General features: G+C 51.7%; 24 protein-coding genes and 1 pseudogene. 12 read left to right on the forward strand and 13 right to left on the reverse strand.

Annotation, left to right across the window (positions count from 1 at the left end; all coding sequences use genetic code 11):
* The first annotated feature begins 40 nt into the window (after positions 1-40).
* Positions 41-646: a glutathione transferase GstA gene (gene gstA, locus HV261_RS15270; RefSeq protein ID WP_202038721.1), complete on the forward strand. Its 606-nt coding sequence runs from the start codon at positions 41-43 to the stop codon at positions 644-646.
* Between the two features lie 83 nt (positions 647-729).
* Here the strand turns inward: gstA and pdxY are convergent, their stop codons facing one another.
* From pdxY to anmK, 5 genes are all read right to left on the reverse strand, one after another.
* Complete coding sequence (gene pdxY, locus HV261_RS15275) at positions 730-1590, reverse strand: pyridoxal kinase PdxY (protein ID WP_137381269.1); 861 nt, start codon at positions 1588-1590, stop codon at positions 730-732.
* 64 nt (positions 1591-1654) lie between these two features.
* On the reverse strand, positions 1655-2929 hold the full coding sequence (gene tyrS / locus HV261_RS15280) for a tyrosine--tRNA ligase (RefSeq protein WP_020996426.1): 1275 nt from the start codon (positions 2927-2929) through the stop codon (positions 1655-1657).
* A 126-nt stretch (positions 2930-3055) separates the two neighbouring features.
* Positions 3056-3712, reverse strand: coding sequence for a pyridoxamine 5'-phosphate oxidase (pdxH, locus tag HV261_RS15285; RefSeq protein ID WP_048211753.1), 657 nt, complete (start codon positions 3710-3712; stop codon positions 3056-3058).
* 59 nt (positions 3713-3771) lie between these two features.
* Positions 3772-4101 carry a C-type lysozyme inhibitor gene (mliC, locus tag HV261_RS15290; RefSeq protein WP_202038722.1) on the reverse strand — a complete coding sequence of 110 codons (330 nt, stop codon included), beginning with the start codon at positions 4099-4101 and terminating at the stop codon, positions 3772-3774.
* Between the two features lie 87 nt (positions 4102-4188).
* A complete protein-coding gene (gene anmK, locus HV261_RS15295) occupies positions 4189-5310 on the reverse strand; it encodes an anhydro-N-acetylmuramic acid kinase (protein ID WP_202038723.1) in 1122 nt (373 codons plus the stop codon).
* A 274-nt stretch (positions 5311-5584) separates the two neighbouring features.
* On the opposite strand from anmK, the gene slyB reads away from it, so the two are divergent.
* A complete protein-coding gene (slyB, locus tag HV261_RS15300; RefSeq protein WP_003029175.1) occupies positions 5585-6052 on the forward strand; it encodes an outer membrane lipoprotein SlyB in 468 nt (155 codons plus the stop codon).
* Between the two features lie 48 nt (positions 6053-6100).
* On the opposite strand, the gene slyA is transcribed toward slyB, so the two are convergent.
* Complete coding sequence (slyA, locus tag HV261_RS15305) at positions 6101-6541, reverse strand: transcriptional regulator SlyA (protein WP_019076732.1); 441 nt, start codon at positions 6539-6541, stop codon at positions 6101-6103.
* 192 nt (positions 6542-6733) lie between these two features.
* Here slyA and HV261_RS15310 point away from each other — a divergent pair, with 192 nt between their 5' ends.
* From HV261_RS15310 to HV261_RS15320, 3 genes and pseudogenes are all read left to right on the forward strand, one after another.
* Positions 6734-6970, forward strand: a complete 237-nt coding sequence (locus HV261_RS15310) for a DUF1656 domain-containing protein (protein ID WP_202038724.1) — start codon at positions 6734-6736, stop codon at positions 6968-6970.
* 2 nt (positions 6971-6972) lie between these two features.
* Positions 6973-7836, forward strand: coding sequence for an efflux RND transporter periplasmic adaptor subunit (locus HV261_RS15315; RefSeq protein WP_137381274.1), 864 nt, complete (start codon positions 6973-6975; stop codon positions 7834-7836).
* Positions 7833-9873: pseudogene (locus tag HV261_RS15320) on the forward strand (FUSC family protein). The gene HV261_RS15315 and the pseudogene HV261_RS15320 overlap by 4 nt, the downstream one beginning before the upstream one ends.
* On the opposite strand, the gene sodC reads toward HV261_RS15320, so the two are convergent.
* The 3 genes from sodC to HV261_RS15335 all read right to left on the reverse strand — a co-directional run bounded on the left by sodC (position 9849) and on the right by HV261_RS15335 (position 11637).
* The gene (gene sodC, locus HV261_RS15325; RefSeq protein ID WP_137381276.1) at positions 9849-10370 is read right to left on the reverse strand and encodes a superoxide dismutase [Cu-Zn] SodC; all 522 of its coding nucleotides are present in this window, start codon (positions 10368-10370) and stop codon (positions 9849-9851) included. The pseudogene HV261_RS15320 and the gene sodC overlap by 25 nt on opposite strands.
* Positions 10371-10451: 81 nt before the next feature.
* Positions 10452-11348, reverse strand: a complete 897-nt coding sequence (locus tag HV261_RS15330) for an aldo/keto reductase (protein ID WP_202038726.1) — start codon at positions 11346-11348, stop codon at positions 10452-10454.
* A 49-nt stretch (positions 11349-11397) separates the two neighbouring features.
* Positions 11398-11637 (reverse strand): DUF1289 domain-containing protein, encoded by a 240-nt coding sequence (locus HV261_RS15335; protein WP_137381278.1) that lies wholly within the window; start codon positions 11635-11637, stop codon positions 11398-11400.
* Positions 11638-11738: 101 nt separating this feature from the next.
* Between HV261_RS15335 and HV261_RS15340 the strand changes: the two genes are divergently transcribed.
* The 4 genes from HV261_RS15340 (at position 11739) to rnt (ending at position 14738) form a co-directional block, all read left to right on the forward strand.
* A complete protein-coding gene (locus HV261_RS15340) occupies positions 11739-12338 on the forward strand; it encodes a TetR/AcrR family transcriptional regulator (protein ID WP_202038727.1) in 600 nt (199 codons plus the stop codon).
* 54 nt (positions 12339-12392) lie between these two features.
* Positions 12393-13490: an alkene reductase gene (locus tag HV261_RS15345; RefSeq protein WP_202038728.1), complete on the forward strand. Its 1098-nt coding sequence runs from the start codon at positions 12393-12395 to the stop codon at positions 13488-13490.
* 98 nt (positions 13491-13588) lie between these two features.
* Complete coding sequence (gene gloA, locus HV261_RS15350) at positions 13589-13996, forward strand: lactoylglutathione lyase (protein ID WP_202038729.1); 408 nt, start codon at positions 13589-13591, stop codon at positions 13994-13996.
* 94 nt (positions 13997-14090) lie between these two features.
* Positions 14091-14738 (forward strand): ribonuclease T, encoded by a 648-nt coding sequence (rnt, locus tag HV261_RS15355; protein WP_137381280.1) that lies wholly within the window; start codon positions 14091-14093, stop codon positions 14736-14738.
* 51 nt (positions 14739-14789) lie between these two features.
* Here rnt and grxD read toward each other — a convergent pair whose 3' ends face one another.
* Positions 14790-15137 carry a monothiol glutaredoxin 4 gene (gene grxD / locus HV261_RS15360; protein WP_003832760.1) on the reverse strand — a complete coding sequence of 116 codons (348 nt, stop codon included), beginning with the start codon at positions 15135-15137 and terminating at the stop codon, positions 14790-14792.
* Positions 15138-15471: 334 nt separating this feature from the next.
* Here grxD and HV261_RS15365 point away from each other — a divergent pair, with 334 nt between their 5' ends.
* On the forward strand, positions 15472-16302 hold the full coding sequence (locus HV261_RS15365) for a C40 family peptidase (protein WP_137381281.1): 831 nt from the start codon (positions 15472-15474) through the stop codon (positions 16300-16302).
* A gap of 127 nt (positions 16303-16429) precedes the next feature.
* Entirely contained in the window at positions 16430-17011 is a 582-nt protein-coding gene (sodB, locus tag HV261_RS15370; protein WP_048211764.1) for a superoxide dismutase [Fe], read from the forward strand.
* A gap of 42 nt (positions 17012-17053) precedes the next feature.
* Here sodB and HV261_RS15375 read toward each other — a convergent pair whose 3' ends face one another.
* Positions 17054-18223 carry an MFS transporter gene (locus HV261_RS15375; protein ID WP_202038730.1) on the reverse strand — a complete coding sequence of 390 codons (1170 nt, stop codon included), beginning with the start codon at positions 18221-18223 and terminating at the stop codon, positions 17054-17056.
* A 177-nt stretch (positions 18224-18400) separates the two neighbouring features.
* On the reverse strand, positions 18401-18490 hold the full coding sequence (gene cydH / locus HV261_RS15380; protein WP_003029209.1) for a cytochrome bd-I accessory subunit CydH: 90 nt from the start codon (positions 18488-18490) through the stop codon (positions 18401-18403).
* A 297-nt stretch (positions 18491-18787) separates the two neighbouring features.
* Here cydH and purR point away from each other — a divergent pair, with 297 nt between their 5' ends.
* Positions 18788-19813: an HTH-type transcriptional repressor PurR gene (gene purR, locus HV261_RS15385; protein WP_137381283.1), complete on the forward strand. Its 1026-nt coding sequence runs from the start codon at positions 18788-18790 to the stop codon at positions 19811-19813.
* Here the strand turns inward: purR and punR are convergent.
* Positions 19810-20742, reverse strand: coding sequence for a DNA-binding transcriptional activator PunR (punR, locus tag HV261_RS15390; RefSeq protein ID WP_202038731.1), 933 nt, complete (start codon positions 20740-20742; stop codon positions 19810-19812). The two genes, purR and punR, sit on opposite strands and share 4 nt — an antisense overlap.
* Positions 20743-20801: the final 59 nt, after the last annotated feature.

Raw genomic sequence — 20801 nt, forward strand, 5'->3', positions numbered from 1 at the left:
GCACTACCATACGGTATACCTCAGCCAAAAGGAGTTACCGATGAAACTGTTCTACAAACCGGGCGCTTGTTCTCTTGCTTCCCACATCACACTTCGTGAGAGCGGTAAAGATTTCACGCTGGATGGTGTTGATCTGATGAAGAAACGTCTGGAAAACGGCGACGATTTTTTCGCGGTAAACCCGAAAGGACAAGTTCCCGCACTGTTGCTGGATGACGGTACACTACTGACCGAAGGCGTCGCCATCATGCAATATCTGGCAGATACCGTTCCAGACCGTCATCTCCTGGCCCCTACCAGCAGTCTCTCCCGCTACAAAACTATCGAATGGCTTAACTATATCGCTACAGAGCTACATAAAGGTTTTACCCCACTGTTCCGCCCGGATACGCCAGAGGAGTACAAACCAACCGTTCGCGCATTGCTTGAGAAAAAAATGCAGTATGTGAACGAATCGCTGAAAGACAACCCGTGGATTTGCGGCGCACGCTTCAGCATTGCTGATGCCTATCTGTTTACCGTGCTGCGTTGGGCGTATGCGGTTAAGTTGAATATGGCAGGATTAAGCCATATCGAGGCGTATATGACGCGCATGGCGGAGCGTCCGGCAGTTGCCGCAGCGCTTAAAGCGGAAGGATTAAATTAATTGCCGTTACCGGGTAGCGCTTGCGCTTACCCGGCCTACCGACAAACGTAGGCCCGATAAGCGTGAGCACCATTGCACATTGATTACAGCTGAGTGGCGCTAAAGTAGTGTTCTGGTTTCGCGATACGATCCTGTGCGGCCACCACCTGCAGTTCATACTCCTGCATCTCTTTGGTGGCGATCATAATTTCGTACACCGCCGCAGTCACATGCTCCAGCGCCTGCTGCAATGAAGCCCCCTGCAACAGTTTAACCAACAGCAAGCCACTGGTGACGTCACCAACGCCGACCGGTTGACGTGCGCCAAAATCAACAAGCGGACGGCTGATATGCCACGCCTGATCGGCGGTGACTAACAACATCTCAAAGCGATCTGCGCTGATACCTGCACGGGCAAGATGCTTAACCAGCACAATTTCCGGCCCCTGAGCAATCAGTTCACGGGCAGCCATCACCGCCTCATCAACATTGTTAACCGCATGCTCGCACAGAATTTCGAGCTCAATCAGATTTGGCGCGATAATGTCGCTGGCCGGAAGTGCGTGACGAACATGAAATTCCGCAACGCCGGGCGCCACGATGCACCCTTTTTCAGGATGCCCCATCACTGGATCGCAAAAGAATTTCGCCTGAGGATTTGCCGCTTTCACTTTGCGCACAATACCCAGAATATGCTCGCCCTGCTCTGCGGAACCCAGATAACCACTCAGCACCGCATCACAGGTCTGAAGTTTATCGATATCAGCAATGCCCTGAACAATTTCTGTCAGGTGGCTGGGCGGCATAACACAGCCGGTCCATTTACCGTACTGCGTGTGATTAGAAAACTGAACGGTGTTGAGCGGCCAGACGTTCGCGCCAAGACGACGCATCGGAAATTCGGCAGCACTGTTGCCGGCATGGCCAAAAACAACGTGGGACTGGATGGCGAGGATATTCTTCATTTTACTTACCACAACCCTAAAAAAATAAAGGGGCGTAGTTCCCCACGCCCCTGCTGACTTTTACTTATTTCCAGCAAATCAGACAGTAGTTCTTTTTGCCACGGCGCAGTAAGGTGTAGCGGCCGAACAAAATATCACTGTCCTGGAAGAAATATTCCGGGTCAGATTGTTTCTCACCATTAATGGTGACCGCATTAGACGCAATGGTCTTACGCGCCTGACCGCGAGAAGGCTGCAGCTCAGAATCCACCAGCGCCTGCATCAGGTCGGCACCCTTGTCCATTTCGATCATCGGTACACCATCCTGCGCCAGCTGTTCGAAGTCCGCTTCGCTCAGGTCGCTCAGGTTACCATTGAACAGGCTTTCGGTAATGCGTTTCGCCGCCACTAAACCTTCTTCGCCGTGAACCAGACGCGTTACCTGCTCAGCCAGAACATACTGGGCACGCGGCGCTTTTCCGCTGTTCTTATCTTCTTCTTCCAGCGCATTGATCTCTTCAATGTCCATAAAGGTGAAGAATTTCAGGAAGCGATAAACGTCCGCATCAGCCGTGTTGATCCAGAACTGGTAGAACTTGTATGGGCTGGTTTTCTTCGGATCCAGCCAAACTGCGCCACCTTCCGTTTTACCGAATTTGGTACCGTCAGCTTTAGTGATCAACGGAACCGTCAGACCAAATACCTGATTCTGATGCAGGCGGCGGGTCAGATCGATACCAGAAGTAATGTTACCCCACTGGTCAGAACCACCAATTTGCAATGCCACGCCATGCAGTTTATTCAGGCAGGCAAAATCATAACCTTGCAGCAGGTTGTAAGAAAACTCGGTAAAGGAGATCCCCTGATCGTCACGGTTCAGACGCTGCTTAACCGCTTCTTTGTTGATCATCTGGTTTACGGAGAAGTGTTTGCCGATATCACGCAGGAAAGTCAGTACGTTCATACCGCCAAACCAGTCGTAGTTGTTCGCAGCAATCGCCGAGTTGTCGCCACAGTCGAAATCGAGGAACGGTGCAACCTGTTTGCGGATTTTATCCACCCACTCTTGCACGGTATCTTCAGTATTCAGTTTACGCTCGGCGGCTTTAAAGCTCGGATCGCCAATCAGACCCGTTGCACCACCCACCAACGCAACAGGCTTATGGCCTGCCTGCTGGAAGCGTTTCAGGCATAACAATGGAACCAGATGCCCCAAATGCAAGCTGTCAGCGGTAGGATCGAAGCCGCAATAGAGCGCGATCGGGCCTTGCGCCAGTCGCTCTGCTAACGCTTCCTCGTCCGTCACCTGGGCCACCAGCCCCCGCTCTTGCAATTGTTTAATCAAGTTACTGCTTGCCATCAAAATCTCCATGTATAAAACGACTGCACCTTTGCCGGTACACGACTTTTCGCCTGATGCGAAAGAGACATAGAATAAAGCGCCGGATTCATCAGCACCAGCGCTTAAAACAAGAATTTTGCATCTTTAGGGGGCCAGACGGTCAATTTTCCACGCGTCATCTTCACGTTGGTATAAAAAACGGTCGTGCAGACGGTTTTCGCCACCCTGCCAGAACTCCATTTGTTCAATGCTCACGCGAAAGCCGCCCCAGAAACTTGGCAACGGCACTTCCCCTTGCTGAAACTTCTGCTTCAGCTCAAGAAATTTACTTTCCAGAATTCCACGTGCGGAGATCCGACTGGACTGCTTAGAAACCCAGGCGCCAATCTGGCTATCGCGCGGGCGACTGTGGAAATATTTTACCACCTCAAGCGTGGACAAGCGTTCGGCCTTGCCGATGACCATCACCTGCCGTTCCAGCGTATGCCAGGGGAATAACAGACTGATGCGCGGGTTGTTCTCAATCTGGTGCGCCTTACGGCTGCCCATGTTGGTATAAAACACCAGCCCTTTGTCATCATAATGTTTGAGCAACACGATTCGCTGGTACGGCTGACCGTGTTCATCGACTGTTGCGACGACCATCGCGGTAGGGTCTGCCAGTTTGGCATCACAGGCTTGCCCCAGCCAGCGCTCAAACAGCGCGAGGGGTTCGGCGGGAAGATCGCGGCGGCGAAGACCGCCTTTCGTGTATTCACGGCGCAGATGCGCGATTTGCTGCAATTCGTCGTTATCAGACATGATGTTGGGCTACGGATTGTCAGTGGGTGACGCTATTGTGCGCCGCCCAGGTGAAAATCTCAACGCTTCGGGTTCTGTAACTGACAGTTATTCAGCACAATTCTGTCTCGTTTATAGACCGTCGCATTGTCTCCTTTAGACCAGAAGACGTAGATACCATCTGTGTAGCGTGCACCCGATGCCGACACGCCCTGTTTGAGATTCAATAGTTGATTATCATAAACAAAGCTCGCCACCTGCCGGGTATTATTCAATTTTACGGTAAGCGGTTTTTCATCACAGCGATATTCGAGCGTATCCGTTTGCATACGCTCGACAAATTGGTTGTACACACTACAACCGGTAAGCAATACGGGCAGACACACTAATAACAGTTTTTTCATAGCCATATCCTGAAGACTTTCCTGGTCCCGGAGGGCAAAAACACCCTCCCTAACATCCCTAGTTTATCGGTATAGCGCGTGGAATAATTTCAGTTAACTCTGAGTTCGTGGATTCGCGGGGAAAATAGCCCCTAAAACGCTGGGCTCAGATGCGCCGGTCACCGAAGGCAGGTTCCCCGGCAGTCCCGCAAGTGTACGCCACGCAAGCCAGGCAAAGGCTAACGCTTCCATATCATCACCACTGATCCCGGCTTCATCGGTGGAGGTCACTTCCGTACCCGGCAACAGCGCCGCCAGACGCATCATAAGAAGTGGATTACGGCTTCCGCCGCCACATACCATCAACCGTTCACACCCTCCGCTCAACAGAACCTGCTCGGAAATCGTCACGGCCGTCAGTTCAGCCAACGTCGCCTGTACGTCTCGTGGGCAAATACCCGGAAACTGGGTCAGATGGCGTTCAATCCAGCCATAATTGAAATATTCGCGCCCCGTACTCTTTGGCGCTGGTGCGGAAAAATACGGGTCGTTAAGCATCGTTTGTAACAGCGGCAGAATCACTGTACCCGAACAGGCCCACTGCGCATCTTTATCATAAGGTTGGCCACATTGCCGCCAAACCCACGCATCCATCAGCATATTGCCCGGACCGGTGTCATATCCCCGAACCGGTTGTTTTGGAATGAGCAGTGACAGATTGGCAATACCACCAATATTTAACACCATCCGGCGTTCCGTTGGATGCGCCAGCAACGCCTGGTGAAAAGCAGGAACCAGCGGTGCCCCCTGTCCGCCTAACGCCATATCGCGCCGACGAAAATCACCGACCACCGTTACCCCGGTACGCGCAACAATCTGGTTGTTATCACCAATTTGTAGAGTATGTGGCGCAATTCCTGTCGGTTCATGCCACACGGTTTGCCCATGACAGCCGATCGCGACAATATCCTGTGGTTTCAATTTTTCCTGCTGCAGCAACGCATTCACTGCATCGGCGAACAAACGCCCCAACTGCGTGTCCAGTTGACCGTATTGGGAAAGCGTCAGTTGCTGCCCCTGACAGATATCCAGAATGGCCTGTTTTACATGAACGGGGATGGGCCATGTCAGACTTGCCTGCTGCGCAACCATCGTTTCATCTATCGCCGCCAGCACAACATCCACACCATCAAGGCTGGTTCCAGACATCACTCCGATAAAACGGCCCGATTTCATACGTCATCCTTTTAAGCAAATTAGCCTTGACACTCCACCATAAAGTGTCGACTAATTCCATGCTTCCTTGATGATTTTTGCGGGTTAATCTTCCCAGTAACCCCTAAATTCCATTAACGTGATGAATGATTCGTTTATACTCGGTTAACCCGATTTCGGTTAAGATTTTCATATTGTTCCAGTAGAACATGTGACCTTAGACTCACAAATGCCATATAATTTAGCCATGAGGAGTGCTTTATTAGCGTTTCGTGGTGACAAAGGAGATTTGTAAATGATTAAACGTGTGCTGATTGTTTCATTAATGGGCGTATCTTTAGCGGGCTGCGTTAACAATGATAGCCTTTCAGGTGACGTGTATACCGCATCCGAAGCGAAACAAGTTCAGAACGTGACCTACGGTACGATTGTTCATGTTCGTCCGGTGCAAATCCAGGGTGGTGACGACGCAAACGTGATTGGCGCTATTGGTGGTGCTGTGCTGGGTGGGTTCCTCGGTAACACCGTAGGCGGCGGTACCGGTCGTTCATTAGCGACAGCTGCGGGTGCGGTTGCCGGCGGCGTAGCAGGCCAGGGCGTACAAGGTGCGATGAATAAAACCCAGGGCGTAGAACTGGAAATTCGTAAGGATGACGGTAATACCATCATGGTGGTTCAGAAGCAGGGTGCGACCAAATTCTCTGCGGGTCAACGCGTTGTTATGGCTAACAATGGTAGCCAGGTTACCGTGTCTCCACGTTAATCGAATTCACGTGTGGTCAGCCTCTGGCCACACGTCGTTTTGATCGCTTTAGCCCTGCGACTGCAGTTCAATGATATTGTGTTCCAGTCTGGCGACCAGTTTTATCAGCAGATCAATTTCCTCAGCTGAAATCCCTTCCAAAATTTCGCCGCGCGTTTTGTTGATAACGGCTTCCATATCAGCAATCAGCGGTTCGGCCTTCTCCGTTAATTTGATTCTCTTTGCCCGACGATCGCTGGCGCAAGTCTGTCGTGAAATGAGTCCCTTTTCTTCTAACTGGTCGAGCGTACGCACCAATGAAGGCTGCTCAATACCAATCGCTTTAGCCAGCTGAATCTGTGATTGATCCGGTGGCAACTGATGAATGTTGTGCAGCGTAACCCAATGCGTCTGCGTCAACTCCAGAGGTTTCAGGCGATGGTCAATCAGAGCACGCCAAATGCGCACCAACCGTGCCAGATCAGAACCTAATGGCGATTCCAATTTCATCTCCTTATAATTAGCTTGCTAAGTTATTGTGCTGATTTTAGAATAGTGTGCAGCATTTGTATTCCCAAAACAAATGTATTGCCAAATTTGCTTACCGGTTGACATTTTTTCAGACATTATGCCTTACAGAGACACATTGTCCCTTTTTTTGCTAAACCTATAGCAACGCTCTTTTCGCCAAGGATTTTGCCCGTGAAGTTTATGTTTAATGCAACAGGATTGCCCCTACAAGATTTAATGATCGGAGCATCTGTCTACTTCCCCCCTATTTTCAAGGCGTTTGTTGCAGGATTTATCCTCTGGCTAGTTGTTCATCGCCTGCTTCGCGACGGGATCTATTCTGGCGAAATCTGGCATCCCCTGCTAATGGATCTGTCCCTCTTTACGCTTTGCGTGTGTCTGGCCTTTGTCATGTTGATTGCGTGGTGATTATGTCGCTTAAAACCATTAAATACTTCTCCACTATTATAGTCGCTGTTATCGCCGTCCTCGCCGGGTGGTGGATGTGGAATTACTATATGCAATCGCCATGGACGCGTGACGGAAAAGTCCGCGCTGAACAGGTCAGCATCACACCGCAAATCTCTGGCAGCATTAGTGAACTCAACATTAAAGATAATCAACTGGTTAACAAAGGCGATGTTCTTTTTGTTATCGACAAGACCCCTTTCCAGATTGCTGAGCTGAACGCACAGGCTCAGTTGGCCAAAGCGCAGTCCGATCTGACCAAAGCCAGTAATGAAGCCAAACGTCGCCGCAATTTGTCGCAAAATTTCATCTCGGCCGAAGATTTGGACAGCGCACTGCTCAATGTTAAAGCCATGCAGGCGACCGTTGCTGCAGCCCAGGCCAGTTTGCGCCATGCTCAGTGGCAACTGGCGCAAACGGTAGTCAAAGCCCCGGTCACAGGCTGGGTCACCAATCTATCAACCCGTACCGGGGACTACGCCTCAACGGGTAAACCTCTGTTTGCCCTGGTCGACAGCCACTCTTTTTATGTCATGGGCTATTTCGAAGAAACCAAGCTACGCCATATTCAAGACGGGGCACCTGCTCTTATCACGCTCTACAGCGGCAACATTAAGTTACAGGGTCACGTTTCCGGCATTGGTCGCGCCATTTATGATCAGAGTGTGGAAAGCAATTCCGGTCTGGTTCCTGACATCAAACCAAACGTTCCGTGGGTTCGTCTGGCGCAGCGGGTTCCCGTTCGTATCGAATTTGATACCCTTCCGCACGATGTTACGCTGGTTTCGGGGACAACCTGTAGCGTGTCCATCGGTCAGCAAAAATGAAACTGCCCCGCCTGACACCCGCCAGTCTGCCATGGTTTAAAGCCACGAGCGGACAGTGGCGTTACGCGCTGCGTAATACTATTGCGATGTGTCTGGCGTTAACCTTCGCCTATTACCTCAATCTGGATGAACCCTACTGGGCGATGACATCAGCAGCGGTAGTCAGTTTTCCAACCGTTGGAGGCGTGATCAGCAAAAGCCTGGGGCGTATCGCGGGCAGTTTACTCGGTGCGACGGCCGCATTGATTATAGCCGGCCATACCCTCAATGAACCCTGGCTGTTTCTGTTGAGCATGTCAGTCTGGATCGGTTTTTGTACCTGGGCGTGTGCACATTTCACCAACAACGTGGCCTACGCTTTTCAACTGGCAGGCTATACCGCGGCGATTATTGCCTTTCCAATGGTGCATATTACAGAGGTTACGCAGCTGTGGGATATCGCCCAGGCACGCGTGTGCGAAGTCATCGTCGGGATCCTCTGTGGCGGCCTGATGATGATGATCCTGCCCAGTACATCCGATGGCACCACGCTGCTGAGCGCATTGAAAAATATGCATGCACGTTTGCTGGAGCATGCCAGTTTACTCTGGCAGCCAGAAACCACAGATGCCATCCGCACCGCCCATGAAGGGGTGATCGGTCAAATCCTGACAATGAATCTGCTGCGAATTCAGGCGTTCTGGAGCCACTACCGTTTTCGCCGTCAAAATACCTTACTCAATGCGTTGTTACACCAACAGTTGCGGTTGACCAGCGTTATTTCCAGTCTGCGGCGGATGCTACTGAACTGGCCTAATCCTCCGGCTAATACCCGGGATATCATCGAGCAGTTGCTGACCGCGTTAGTCAAACCTGATACCGACAGCTACGCCGTCGCGCGGATTATCGCCCCGCTGTGCCCCGTCGATCAGCATGACTATCGGCACGTCGCCTTCTGGCAGCGTCTGCGCTATTTTTGCCGTATCTATCTGCAAAGCAGCCATTATCTGCGCTTACTGGAAAAGGGTGTCACGGTCGATCGTATCAATATTGAGCGCACGCCGGGTCTTGCCCGTCATACCGATAGCGCGGAGGCTCTCTGGAGCGGATTGCGCACCTTTATTACGCTGATGGCAATCGGCGCGTGGAGCATTGGCGCACAATGGGAGTCAGGCTCCGGGGCTCTGACGCTTGCCGCTATCAGTTGCGTGTTGTACTCCGCCGTAGCGGCCCCCTTCAAATCACTCTCTTTGCTGATGCGCACGCTGGTCCTGCTGTCGCTGTTCAGTTTTGCGGTGAAATTCGGTCTGATGGTCCAAATTACCGATCTCTGGCAGTTCATTCTGTTTCTCTTCCCGCTGCTTGCCACCATGCAGTTGTTAAAACTACAGATTCCGAAACTGGCGGGACTTTGGGGACAGCTGATCGTCTTTATGGGATCGTTTATCGCGGTGACCAATCCTCCCGTCTATGATTTTGCAGGTTTTTTGAATGACAATACGGCGAAAATCACTGGCGTCGCGCTGTCGTGGCTGGCTTTTGCCATTCTGCGGCCAGGTTCTGATGCGAGAAAAAGCCGCCGCCATATTCGCGCGTTACGGCGTAACTTCGTCGATCAACTTAGCCGCCACCCTTCACTCAGTGAAAACGAGTTTGAGTCACTGACCTATCATCATGTCAGCCAGCTCAGCAACAGCCAGGATGCACTGGCGCGACGTTGGTTGCTACGCTGGGGAGTGGTGCTACTGAACTGCTCACACGTAGTGTGGCAACTTCGCGTCTGGGAGGCACGCTCAGATCCGCTGGCGCGCGTCAGGGATGTGTGTATCTCACTGCTACGCGATGTAATGAGTGAGCGTGGCGTGCAGCAACGTCCGCTGAATGCCACGCTTAATGAACTCCAGCGCATCTGTGATGCACTGGCCCATCATCATCAGCCCGCTGCGCAGGAGTTATCGGCCCTTATCTGGCGACTACACTGCTCACTTTCACAACTTGAGCAAGCGCCGCCACCGGGCACGCTGAGTCGCTGATTACTTGATAACACCGCAGGCGTAGCGCGCCCCGCCGCCGCCAAGTGGTTTCGGCTGATCGGACATATTATCGCCGCCAACATGGATCATCAGCGCTTTACCTTTAATTTCATCAAGTGATTTCAACCGGGGGGCTGTCACTGCCGTCGTGGCATTCCCTTCATTATTTACCACCAGCAAAGGCAGGTCGCCCATGTGGCCTGCACCTTCCGGACCTTCATGCTTGCCGGTTTTATGCGGGTCGTAATGACCGCCAGCCGATTCTGCTGCCGAGGCTTTCCCCTCTTTAATCGCGGGCTGGCAACTGCCGTTAGCATGCACATGAAAACCATGTTCACCCGGCGGCAGTGCTTTAAGATCAGGCGTAAACTCCAGCCCTTTTGCGGATTCGGCAATAGTGACAGTACCAATTTCCTGGCCAACGCCCTGCGACGTCACCAGATTCATCACCACTTTCTCACTGGCAGCCTGTGCACCAGCACAGGCCAGTAACGTGATGATGGCTAAACTCAAACGCTTCATACAACCTCCGTCATCCAGGTGTCTGACTGATAAGTGTAATCCAGTGACACAAATTTGAACGACGGAACGCTGAATACGTGATTAAGGCACGTCGTAACCGAGCGCCGCTTTACGAATACGGAACCACTGCTGGCGAGACATGTTCAATGACTCTGATTCAATTGCAGCACGCACACGTTCGATTTTACCCGAGCCAATAATCGGCAGCGGCTGCGACGGCAGACGCAGGATCCACGCATACACCACCTGTTCTATGGACTGCGCATTCAGTTCTTCTGCTATCACGGCCAGTTCATTGCGCAGCGGCTGGAAGGCGTCATCATTGAACAGACGCCCACCTCCCAGGCAAGACCAGGCCATTGGGCGGATACGCAGCTGTTGCAGTTGATCTAACGTCCCATCCAACAGGAGAGGTTGATGCACCGGTGAAATTTCGACCTGATTGGTTGCCAGGGTAAAGGGTAATCGTGATTGCAGCAGTGAAAACTGTGCTGGCGTGAAGTTAGAGACACCAAAATGGCGCACCTTACCGCTATGATGTAATGTCTTGAAAGCTTCCGCCACATCGTCTGCATCCATTAACGGATCGGGGCGGTGGATCAACAGCAGATCAAGGCGATCGGTTGCCAGCAGCTTCAGCGATTGTTCGGCACTGGCAATAATGTGGGCGCTGTCAGTGATGTAATGACCCAGCGCGTTTTCCTCTTTCGCCGTCGTGGCAATACCGCATTTGGTAACAATCTGCATTTTTTCACGCAGGTGCGGCGCCAGTTTCATCGCCTCGCCAAACGCCGCCTCACACTGGTATCCGCCATAAATATCCGCGTGATCGACAGTCGTGACACCCAGATCGAGATGTTCCTCAATAAAGCTGACTAGCTGACGCGCGGACATATTCCAGTCCATCAGGCGCCAGTACCCCATCACAAAGCGCGAAAATTCCGGACCTTGCGGCGCAATTGTAATACGCTGAACCATAGCAGCTTCCTTATAAGTGAATGTGCATCGAGTATACGCAATTACGCTTTTAAAAGAGTGAAGGTTGTTGCGGTTCTTCCGGCGGGTTGGATTTGTTTGCACGTAATTTACGCATCAGGCGCTGGCGACAAAGCCGCAGTACCTCCTGCTTTTGGGCATCGCTCATTTTCTGCCAGTTAAAACGCTCATCCCGACTGCGAAAACATCCACGACAAAAACCGCGATCGTCAGACTGACATATACCGCGGCATGGGCTCTGGACGGGGAAAAACTCCAGCTGTTCGGCCACATCCCCTCCTTTTGTAAGATTGATATACCTATTGAAGACGGTAACTGAAAATCTGGCAAGCGCTATTGCATTAGACCGACTGGTCTATTACACTCCCCGACATGAACAAAGTAACTGAACACGATACACGCGAACATCTTTTGGCGACCGGCGAACGACTGTGTATGCAGCGCGGTTTCACCGGTATGGGTTTAAGCGAGCTACTGAAAACCGCTGAGGTTCCCAAGGGTTCGTTTTATCACTATTTTCGCTCAAAAGAAGCGTTCGGTGTGGCGATGCTGGAGCGTCATTACGCGGCCTATCATCAGCGACTGGCTACGCATTTTGAGACGGGCGCAGGGAACTACCGTGACCGTATTCTGGCCTACTATCAGGAAACTCTGAACCAGTTTAGCCAGCACGGCATCATCAGTGGCTGTTTAACCGTTAAATTGTCCGCCGAAGTGTGCGATCTTTCCGAAGATATGCGTACAGCAATGGACAAAGGCGCCCGACACATTATTACGCTGCTGGCGCAGGCGCTGGAAAAAGGTCAGGCGAACCATTGTCTGTCATTTGTTGGCGAACCTTTGCAGCAGGCGCAGGTGTTGTATGCACTGTGGCTGGGAGCCAACCTGCAGGCCAAAATGTCGCGTAGTGCCACGCCGCTGGAAAACGCGCTGGCTCACGTCAAAACCATCATTGCAGCGCCTGTCGTTTAACAGGCGTTTTTATTTAATTTATCACTAGACGACCGGTCTATTCAGGAGTGTAACATGTCATCTGAAAAACTCTTTTCCCCGCTGAAGGTGGGTGCGATCACCGCGGCAAATCGCGTGTTTATGGCCCCACTGACCCGTTTGCGCAGCATCGAGCCTGGCGACATCCCTACTCCGCTGATGGCCGAGTACTATCGTCAACGCGCCAGTGCGGGTCTGATCATTAGCGAAGCGACACAGATTTCTGCCCAGGCGAAAGGTTATGCCGGAGCGCCAGGTTTGCACAGTGATGCACAAATTGCTGCGTGGAAAAAGATTACGGCGGCTGTACACGCTGAGCAGGGCCATATCGCCGTTCAGCTGTGGCATACCGGACGTATCTCCCACTCCAGCCTGCAGCCAAACGGTCAGGCTCCGGTTGCGCCGTCCGCCATCAGTGCCGGAACCCGAACGTCTCTGCGCGATGAAAATGGACTGGCCACACGTGCCGATACCTCAATGCCGCGTGCGCTGGAAACCGAAGAAATCCCGGGCATCGTGAATGATTTCCGCCAGGCGATTGCCAATGCGCGTGAAGCCGGTTTTGACCTGGTAGAGCTGCACTCTGCTCACGGTTACTTACTGCACCAGTTCTTATCGCCAACCTCGAACCAGCGTACCGATCAATACGGCGGTAGCGTTGAAAACCGCGCCCGTCTGGTACTGGAAGTCGTCGATGCAGGTATTAAAGAATGGGGTGCCGATCGCATTGGTATCCGTGTTTCCCCTATCGGCTCGTTCCAGAACGTCGACAATGGTCCAAATGAAGAGGCTGATGCTCTGTACCTGATCGAACAACTGGGCAAGCGCGGCATTGCTTATCTGCATATGTCCGAGCCAGACTGGGCTGGTGGCGAACCGTATTCAGACGCGTTTCGCGAGAAAGTTCGCGCGCGCTTCCACGGTCCTATCATTGGTGCTGGCGCCTACACCCCTGAAAAAGCAGAAGCGCTGATCGAGAAAGGTCTGATCGACGCCGTTGCTTTTGGTCGCGCCTATATTGCTAACCCGGATCTGGTGGCGCGTCTGCAACGTAAAGCGGAACTGAATCCACAACGTGCCGAGAGCTTCTACGGCGGCGGCGCGGAAGGTTACACCGACTATCCTACCCTCTAACGTCACAATCTCCGTTCTGCCATTGATAGCGGCGTAACAACGCCGCTATACTAAAACAACATTTTGAATGTATTAGCCATTTTTGAAGGGGAAGAAAGATGCGTTTACTTCATACCATGCTGCGCGTGGGTGACCTGCAGCGTTCCATCGAGTTTTATACCAACGTGTTGGGCATGAAGCTGCTACGTACCAGCGAAAACCCTGAATATAAGTACTCTCTGGCATTCGTCGGATACGGCCCTGAAACCAGCGAAGCTGTGATCGAACTGACCTATAACTGGGGCGTTGATAAGTATGAACTGGGTACCGCATATGGTCACATTGCCCTGAGCGTAGATAACGCGGCAGAGGCCTGTGAACGTATTCGTCAAAACTGCGGGAACGTGACGCGTGAAGCAGGTCCGGTAAAAGGCGGTACGACGGTCATCGCGTTTGTTGAAGATCCAGATGGCTATAAAATTGAACTGATCGAAGAAAAAGACGCCGGCCGCGGTCTGGGCGACTAATCTCTCCTCGGGCGCAGATCGTCTGTGCCCGTAGTTTTATACTCATCATTTTGCCATAATACGCGCTGCAATTTTCCCGTATTAAGAGACCCAGATGTCCGATAACGCTCAACTTTCCGGTCTGTGTGACCGTTTTCGTGGTTTTTATCCTGTCGTCATTGATGTCGAAACAGCAGGATTTAACGCCAAAACCGATGCGCTGCTTGAAATTGCCGCCATCACACTGAAAATGGATGAACAGGGCTGGCTGATGCCGGACATGACGTTACATTTCCACGTTGAACCGTTTGAAGGGGCGAATTTACAACCCGAAGCGCTGGCATTTAACGGCATCGACCCGAGCAACCCGTTGCGTGGCGCCGTCAGCGAGTACGACGCGCTGCATGCCATCTTTAAAATGGTACGTAAAGGTATCAAAGATAGCGGCTGTAATCGGGCGATCATGGTGGCGCACAATGCGACATTTGATCACAGTTTTATGATGGCTGCGGCAGAACGCGCCTCACTGAAACGTAATCCGTTTCACCCCTTCGTCACCTTTGATACGGCAGCATTAAGCGGCCTGTCATTGGGGCAAACCGTACTGTCAAAAGCCTGTCTGGCTGCAGGTATGGAGTTTGATGGGACTCAGGCGCACTCGGCGCTGTATGACACAGAACGAACAGCCGTTCTGTTCTGCGAGATTGTTAACCGCTGGAAACGTCTCGGCGGCTGGCCTCTGCCAGTGCCCGAAGAGGCGTAACGGCGGCATAAAAAAAGCGACCTGCTGAGGTCGCTTTTTTATTTTTGCTGGTTACTCAGCGTCCGGCTCTTCGGTTTTGTATTTCGCTGCAGTTTCTTTAATCAACTGCTGCAACTCACCGCGCTGGTACATTTCAATTAAAATGTCACAGCCGCCTACCAGTTCACCATCAACCCACAGCTGTGGGAAAGTCGGCCAGTTGGCATATTTCGGCAGCTCGGCGCGAATATCCGGGTTCTGCAGAATATCAACATAAGCAAAACGTTCGCCACAGGCGGACAACGCCTGCACAGCCTGAGCAGAGAAACCACAGCTTGGCAGTTTTGGGGAACCTTTCATGTACAGGAGAATCGGGTTTTCAGCGATCTGGCGCTGGATTTTTTCGATAGTGGTGCTCATTATCTTGCTTCCTTAAACTTCTTTTACGGCAGTAGTCTGACATTGTAGCGGGTCAGGCAGGCAACGGAAAATAACATTTTCATTACGCGATATTATTTTATCGCCTGTCGTTAAAAGTTGCATTCACAATCTCACTTATCCGCGTAAAGCCTGGGGATTTGATTATCTGTTCACCAATTACGCCTTGAATTGCTGTTTTTTTTTGCGGTCGGTTACGAAACGTAGTTTTAAACGAAAAAAGCTATTAACTTTCCCTCTTTCTATAGATTAGAATCGTCAAGTTTTGAAAATCACACGCAGGCGCGATAGACCTGCCTTACCAGAGGACTGCTCAGTGGCGCGGATAAACCGAATCTCGATCACGCTCTGTGCTTTACTTTTTACCACACTGCCTTTTACGCCTATGGCTCATGCTTCCAAGCAGGCCAGGACGACACCTACCGCTTCCCACACTGTCAAGACGGTAGATAAAAAGAAAAGCGCAACAACCAGCCAGAAAGCAACAAAAACCAACAAGAAAACGGCGACAAAAAACACCAGTAAAACCAGTACGAAAACGGCCTCCTCCTCCAAAAAACGCACAGCGACTCCGGCAAAATCGACGAAAACAGCAAACCGTCGCAGTAAAACAGCGGCAATACAAACCCCCGCCGTCACCTGGACTGAAAAATGTACCCCGCGCAAAGGTCATAAGCCACGTTGTGTAAAAGTGAAGACGACTGCGCCAACAGCCGTTGCGGATGTGCATAAAGTGAAAGTACAGAAAGCGACCAAAACCGCCATGTCTACCCTGATGAACCAAATCGGTAAACCTTACCGTTGGGGGGGCACCTCACCCAGAACCGGTTTTGATTGCAGCGGGCTGGTTTATTACGCATACAAAGATCTGGTGAAGTTCCGCATTCCACGTACCGCCAATGAAATGTATCACCTGCGCGACGCTGCGCCGATTGAACGTGGTGAACTGAAAAACGGTGATCTGGTCTTCTTCCGCACGCAAGGTCGCGGTACCGCCGACCACGTTGGCGTCTATGTCGGCAATGGTAAATTTATCCAGTCCCCACGCAGCGGTCAGGAAATTCAAATCACCTCTCTGAGCGAAGATTACTGGCAACGCCACTACGTGGGCGCTCGCCGTGTGATGACGCCGAAAACAATTCGCTAAAAACTTACCCTACAGAATATGCTGTAGGGTAAGTTCTTCTTTTGCATAACCTTTCAATTTGCTACCCTATCCTTACTCACAATGAGGCTATTGTGTGTACTCACTATAAATAATAAGGAGAGAAGCAATGTCGTTCGAATTACCTGCATTACCGTATGCCAAAGATGCTCTGGCACCGCACATTTCTGCCGAAACGCTGGAATATCACTATGGCAAACACCATCAAACCTACGTGACCAATCTGAATAACCTGATTAAAGGCACCGCGTTTGAAGGTAAATCACTGGAAGAGATCGTACGTAGCTCTGAAGGTGGTGTATTCAATAACGCAGCACAGGTATGGAACCACACGTTCTACTGGAACTGCCTGGCACCAAACGCTGGTGGCGAGCCGACCGGTAAACTGGCCGAAGCGATTGCCGCCTCCTTTGGCAGCTTTGCAGACTTCAAAGCACAATTCACCGATGCCGCTATCAAGAATTTCGGTTCTGGCTGGACCTGGCTGGTAAAAGGAACGGATGGCAAACTGGCTATCGTGTCCACCTCCAACGCAGGTACGCCGCTGACGACTGACGCGACGCCGCTGATGACCGTTGACGTGTGGGAACATGCTTACTACATCGATTATCGTAATGCCCGTCCTGGCTACCTGGAACACTTCTGGGCACTGGTGAACTGGGAATTTGTTGCGAAAAACTTCGCAGCATAAAATGACAACGCAGAAGGAGTTCCCTTCTGCGTTTTTTTGTTTTTAGTTCGTTGCGTTGCAGACGTCTTCCGCTTGTTTCCTTGCCGAGACAAAGACCAGCAGTAGCGCAAGTCCCGCCACAATCGCCCCCATTACCGGGACGAAACTGTAGCCCAACCCTCCGGAGATTACCGCCCCACCAGCCGCCGCTCCCAGGGCATTCCCCAGATTAAACGCGCCAATATTGACTGACGATGACAATCCAGGTGCTTCGCTGGCAACGCGCATCACACGCATCTGCAGCGGCGGAACCACCGCAAACGTTGCAGCACCCCATACCACCATACTCACGGCCGCACCCAGCTCATTACGAGCAAGGAAAGGTATCGCCAGCATAATAACCATCAGCAGCAGTAAAAAGCCTTTCAGCGTACCGTTAACCGAACGGTCAGCCAGTTTACCCCCCAGATAGTTACCGATAGAGAACCCAACGCCAATCAGCACCAGCATACCGGTGACAAACGCCGGCGTAGCATGAGTAATGCTATGCAGCACGGGTGAGATGTAGGTATAAAGCGTAAACATCGCCCCGGCCCCCAGAACGGTCGTCAGTAAAGCTGACACCACTTGTGGACGCATTAACACCGCCAGTTCTTTGCGCACATCAGGGCGCTCACCTGCCCCGCCTTTCGGTAATGAGAAGTACAGACTGACCATCGCGATAACACCCAGTCCCGCCGTCGCCATAAAGGACATACGCCAGCCGATGGTTTCCCCAAGCCAGGTTGCCGCGGGAACACCGCCAATATTCGCGATAGTTAACCCCATAAACATAGTCGCAACGGCGCTGGCCTGTTTATGTTTAGGGACAACGCTTGCCGCCACAACCGAACCGAGGCCAAAAAATGCCCCGTGGTTAAGACTGGTCAAAATGCGCGACAGCATCAGCGTCGTGTAATCCGGAGATATCGCCGAAAGCACATTACCCAACGTAAAAATGGCCATCAGAAAGATAAGCGCATTGCGACGCGCACGATGGGACAGCAGTAAGGTCATCAGCGGTGCGCCAACCATCACGCCTACCGCATACGCGCTGATTAACATCCCTGCGGCCGGAATGGAAACATCCACGCCTTTGGCAATGACGGGTAGCAATCCCATGGGAGAGAATTCGGTCGTTCCAATGCCAAACGCACCTATCGCCAGCGCCAGTAAAGGATAATTTATTTTCATCTATCGACTCCGTAACGTCGAGCCTTGGCACGACACATCATAAGAGTCAAAAGCATGACATTGATCGCAAAATTAATAAAGTTAACAAAACTGCAAAAGACTTTTGCTTATTTGCAAAAAATAGGAAGGGAAAGACAAGCAGGAAGGATGAGGGAGAGCGAACTCCCTCGGGGGAAATCAGTGCAGTGCTGCAGTCAGGCCACCCGCAACAATCAGGCCCAGAACAATTATGGTCGTCACTAACGAAAATTTCAGATCGGTGCTCATCAAGTTTTCTCCTTTTTATTCCCACACAAAAAGTGATATTGCGCATTTTTACACACTTGAAAGCAAAAATCTCTCACGATTTATATTGATAACTGCTTTTAACTCTTCCCCTTTTCGTTAAGATCAGACAAAATTCCACGCTTACTTGATTAGCGTACCGGCCATTGACCCCTTCCTGACGTTCCGTGTCGTTTTCCCGGCGTGCCGCAACCCTGACGTTGCGTTGAGGGTGTGTGAAGGCAAACGTTTACCTGGAGTATTCTCAGGAGCTTAGGATATGGTCTGGAGTGAGATGTAATGGCAACTATTAAAGATGTAGCGAAGCGAGCAAACGTTTCCACTACAACCGTATCACACGTAATTAACAAAACGCGCTTTGTCGCAGAAGAAACGCGCAACGCTGTCTGGGCAGCGATTAAAGAACTGCACTACTCCCCTAGCGCAGTTGCGCGTAGCCTGAAGGTGAATCACACCAAATCGATCGGTTTGTTGGCAACCAGCAGTGAAGCTGCCTATTTCGCCGAAATTATCGAGGCTGTTGAGAAGAATTGTTTCCAGAAAGGCTATACGCTGATTCTGGGCAACGCCTGGAACAGTCTTGAAAAACAGCAGGCCTACCTGTCTATGATGGCGCAAAAGCGCGTAGATGGCCTGTTGGTAATGTGTTCAGAGTACCCGGAATCACTGCTTTCCATGCTCGAAGAGTATCGCCATATTCCAATGGTGGTCATGGACTGGGGCGAGGCAAAAGCCGACTTTACCGATACCGTCATTGATAACGCTTTTGAAGGTGGTTACATGGCAGGCCGGTATCTGATTGAACGCGGTCATCGTGAGATCGGCGTAATCCCGGGCCCCATGGAGCGTAATACCGGCGCAGGCCGCCTGGCTGGCTTCATGAAAGCAATGGAGGAAGCGCTGATTAAAGTTCCCGAAAACTGGATTGTCCAGGGTGATTTCGAACCTGAATCCGGCTATCGCGCTATGCAGCAAATCCTCTCCCAGTCGCATCGCCCAACCGCCGTATTCTGTGGTGGCGATATTATGGCGATGGGTGCGCTGTGTGCCGCAGACGAGATGGGACTGCGCGTGCCGCAGGATATCTCAGTTATCGGTTACGACAACGTGCGCAACGCCCGTTACTTCACCCCTGCGCTGACAACCATCCATCAGCCAAAAGATTCACTGGGTGAAACGGCCTTCAACATGCTGTTAGACCGAATCGTGAATAAACGTGAAGAATCGCAGTCTATCGAGGTGCACCCACGCCTGGTAGAACGTCGTTCCGTTGCCGACGGTCCATTCCGCGATTATCGTCGTTAAGCCTGTTGTGCGGGAGCCTCATCCGGCTCCCGCAGCCACTCTTTATTCAGCGTCTCACTATCCCCTAAGTAGTCCAGTAACCAGCTCAGTGCTGGCGACGTATCGTTCTGCTGCCAGGTCAGGCAACAAGCGGCATCCGGGAACGGATTTTCCAGCTGTAACGCCACCCATTTTCCGCTATCGATCCACGGTTTGGCAAAATGCGTCGGTACCATCCCGACACAAAGCCCGGCTGACAAGCAGGTGGCCGAGGATTCCCAGTCAGGAACCACAACGCGTTTTTGGTTGTCCAGTAACCATGTAATACGCTTCGGCAGTGTGCGGGAGGTGTCTTCGCGTACCAGCGATGGCCAGTTGCGCAACATATCGTCACTGAGCGGTCCCGGCATCGCCGCCAACGGATGATGACTGGCTACCACGCAACTCCAGCTCAGCATTCCCATGTCGCGGAACGTATAGCGTCCCCCTACCGGAATGGCCTGCGTTGCGCCGATAGCTAACTCCACGCGACCGTCCGACAGCGCGTCCCAGACGCCATTAAACACCTCCTGAAAGACCAGAAGTTCCACATCATCGAAATGGCGGTAGAAATCCACAATCATCTGCCGGGTCCGTTCTGGACGCACAATGTTATCTACCGCTATCGCCAGTTGTCCTCGCCAGCCATTGGCAATTTGTTGACATTGCTGACGGGTGATCTGCATTTTTTTGATAACAGACCGGCCTTCTTTTAAAAACCACGCGCCAGCAGGCGTTAATTCCACGTCCCGATGACGACGTTCAAAAAGAGGCACAGCCAGCCACTCTTCCAGTTGGCGCACAGTGTAGCTTACCGCCGAAGGTACGCGGTGCAACTCCTGAGCAGCGGAGCTAAAGCTACCGTTACGCGCCACCGCATCAACCACCTCAAGTGAATATTCCGACCACATATTCTGCCTGCAAAAAATTTGAAATCAGTAAGCAAATATTAGCGTTTCACAGCGAGAAT

It is taken from the genome of Citrobacter sp. RHBSTW-00671 (assembly GCF_014103415.1).
Classification (GTDB): domain Bacteria; phylum Pseudomonadota; class Gammaproteobacteria; order Enterobacterales; family Enterobacteriaceae; genus Citrobacter.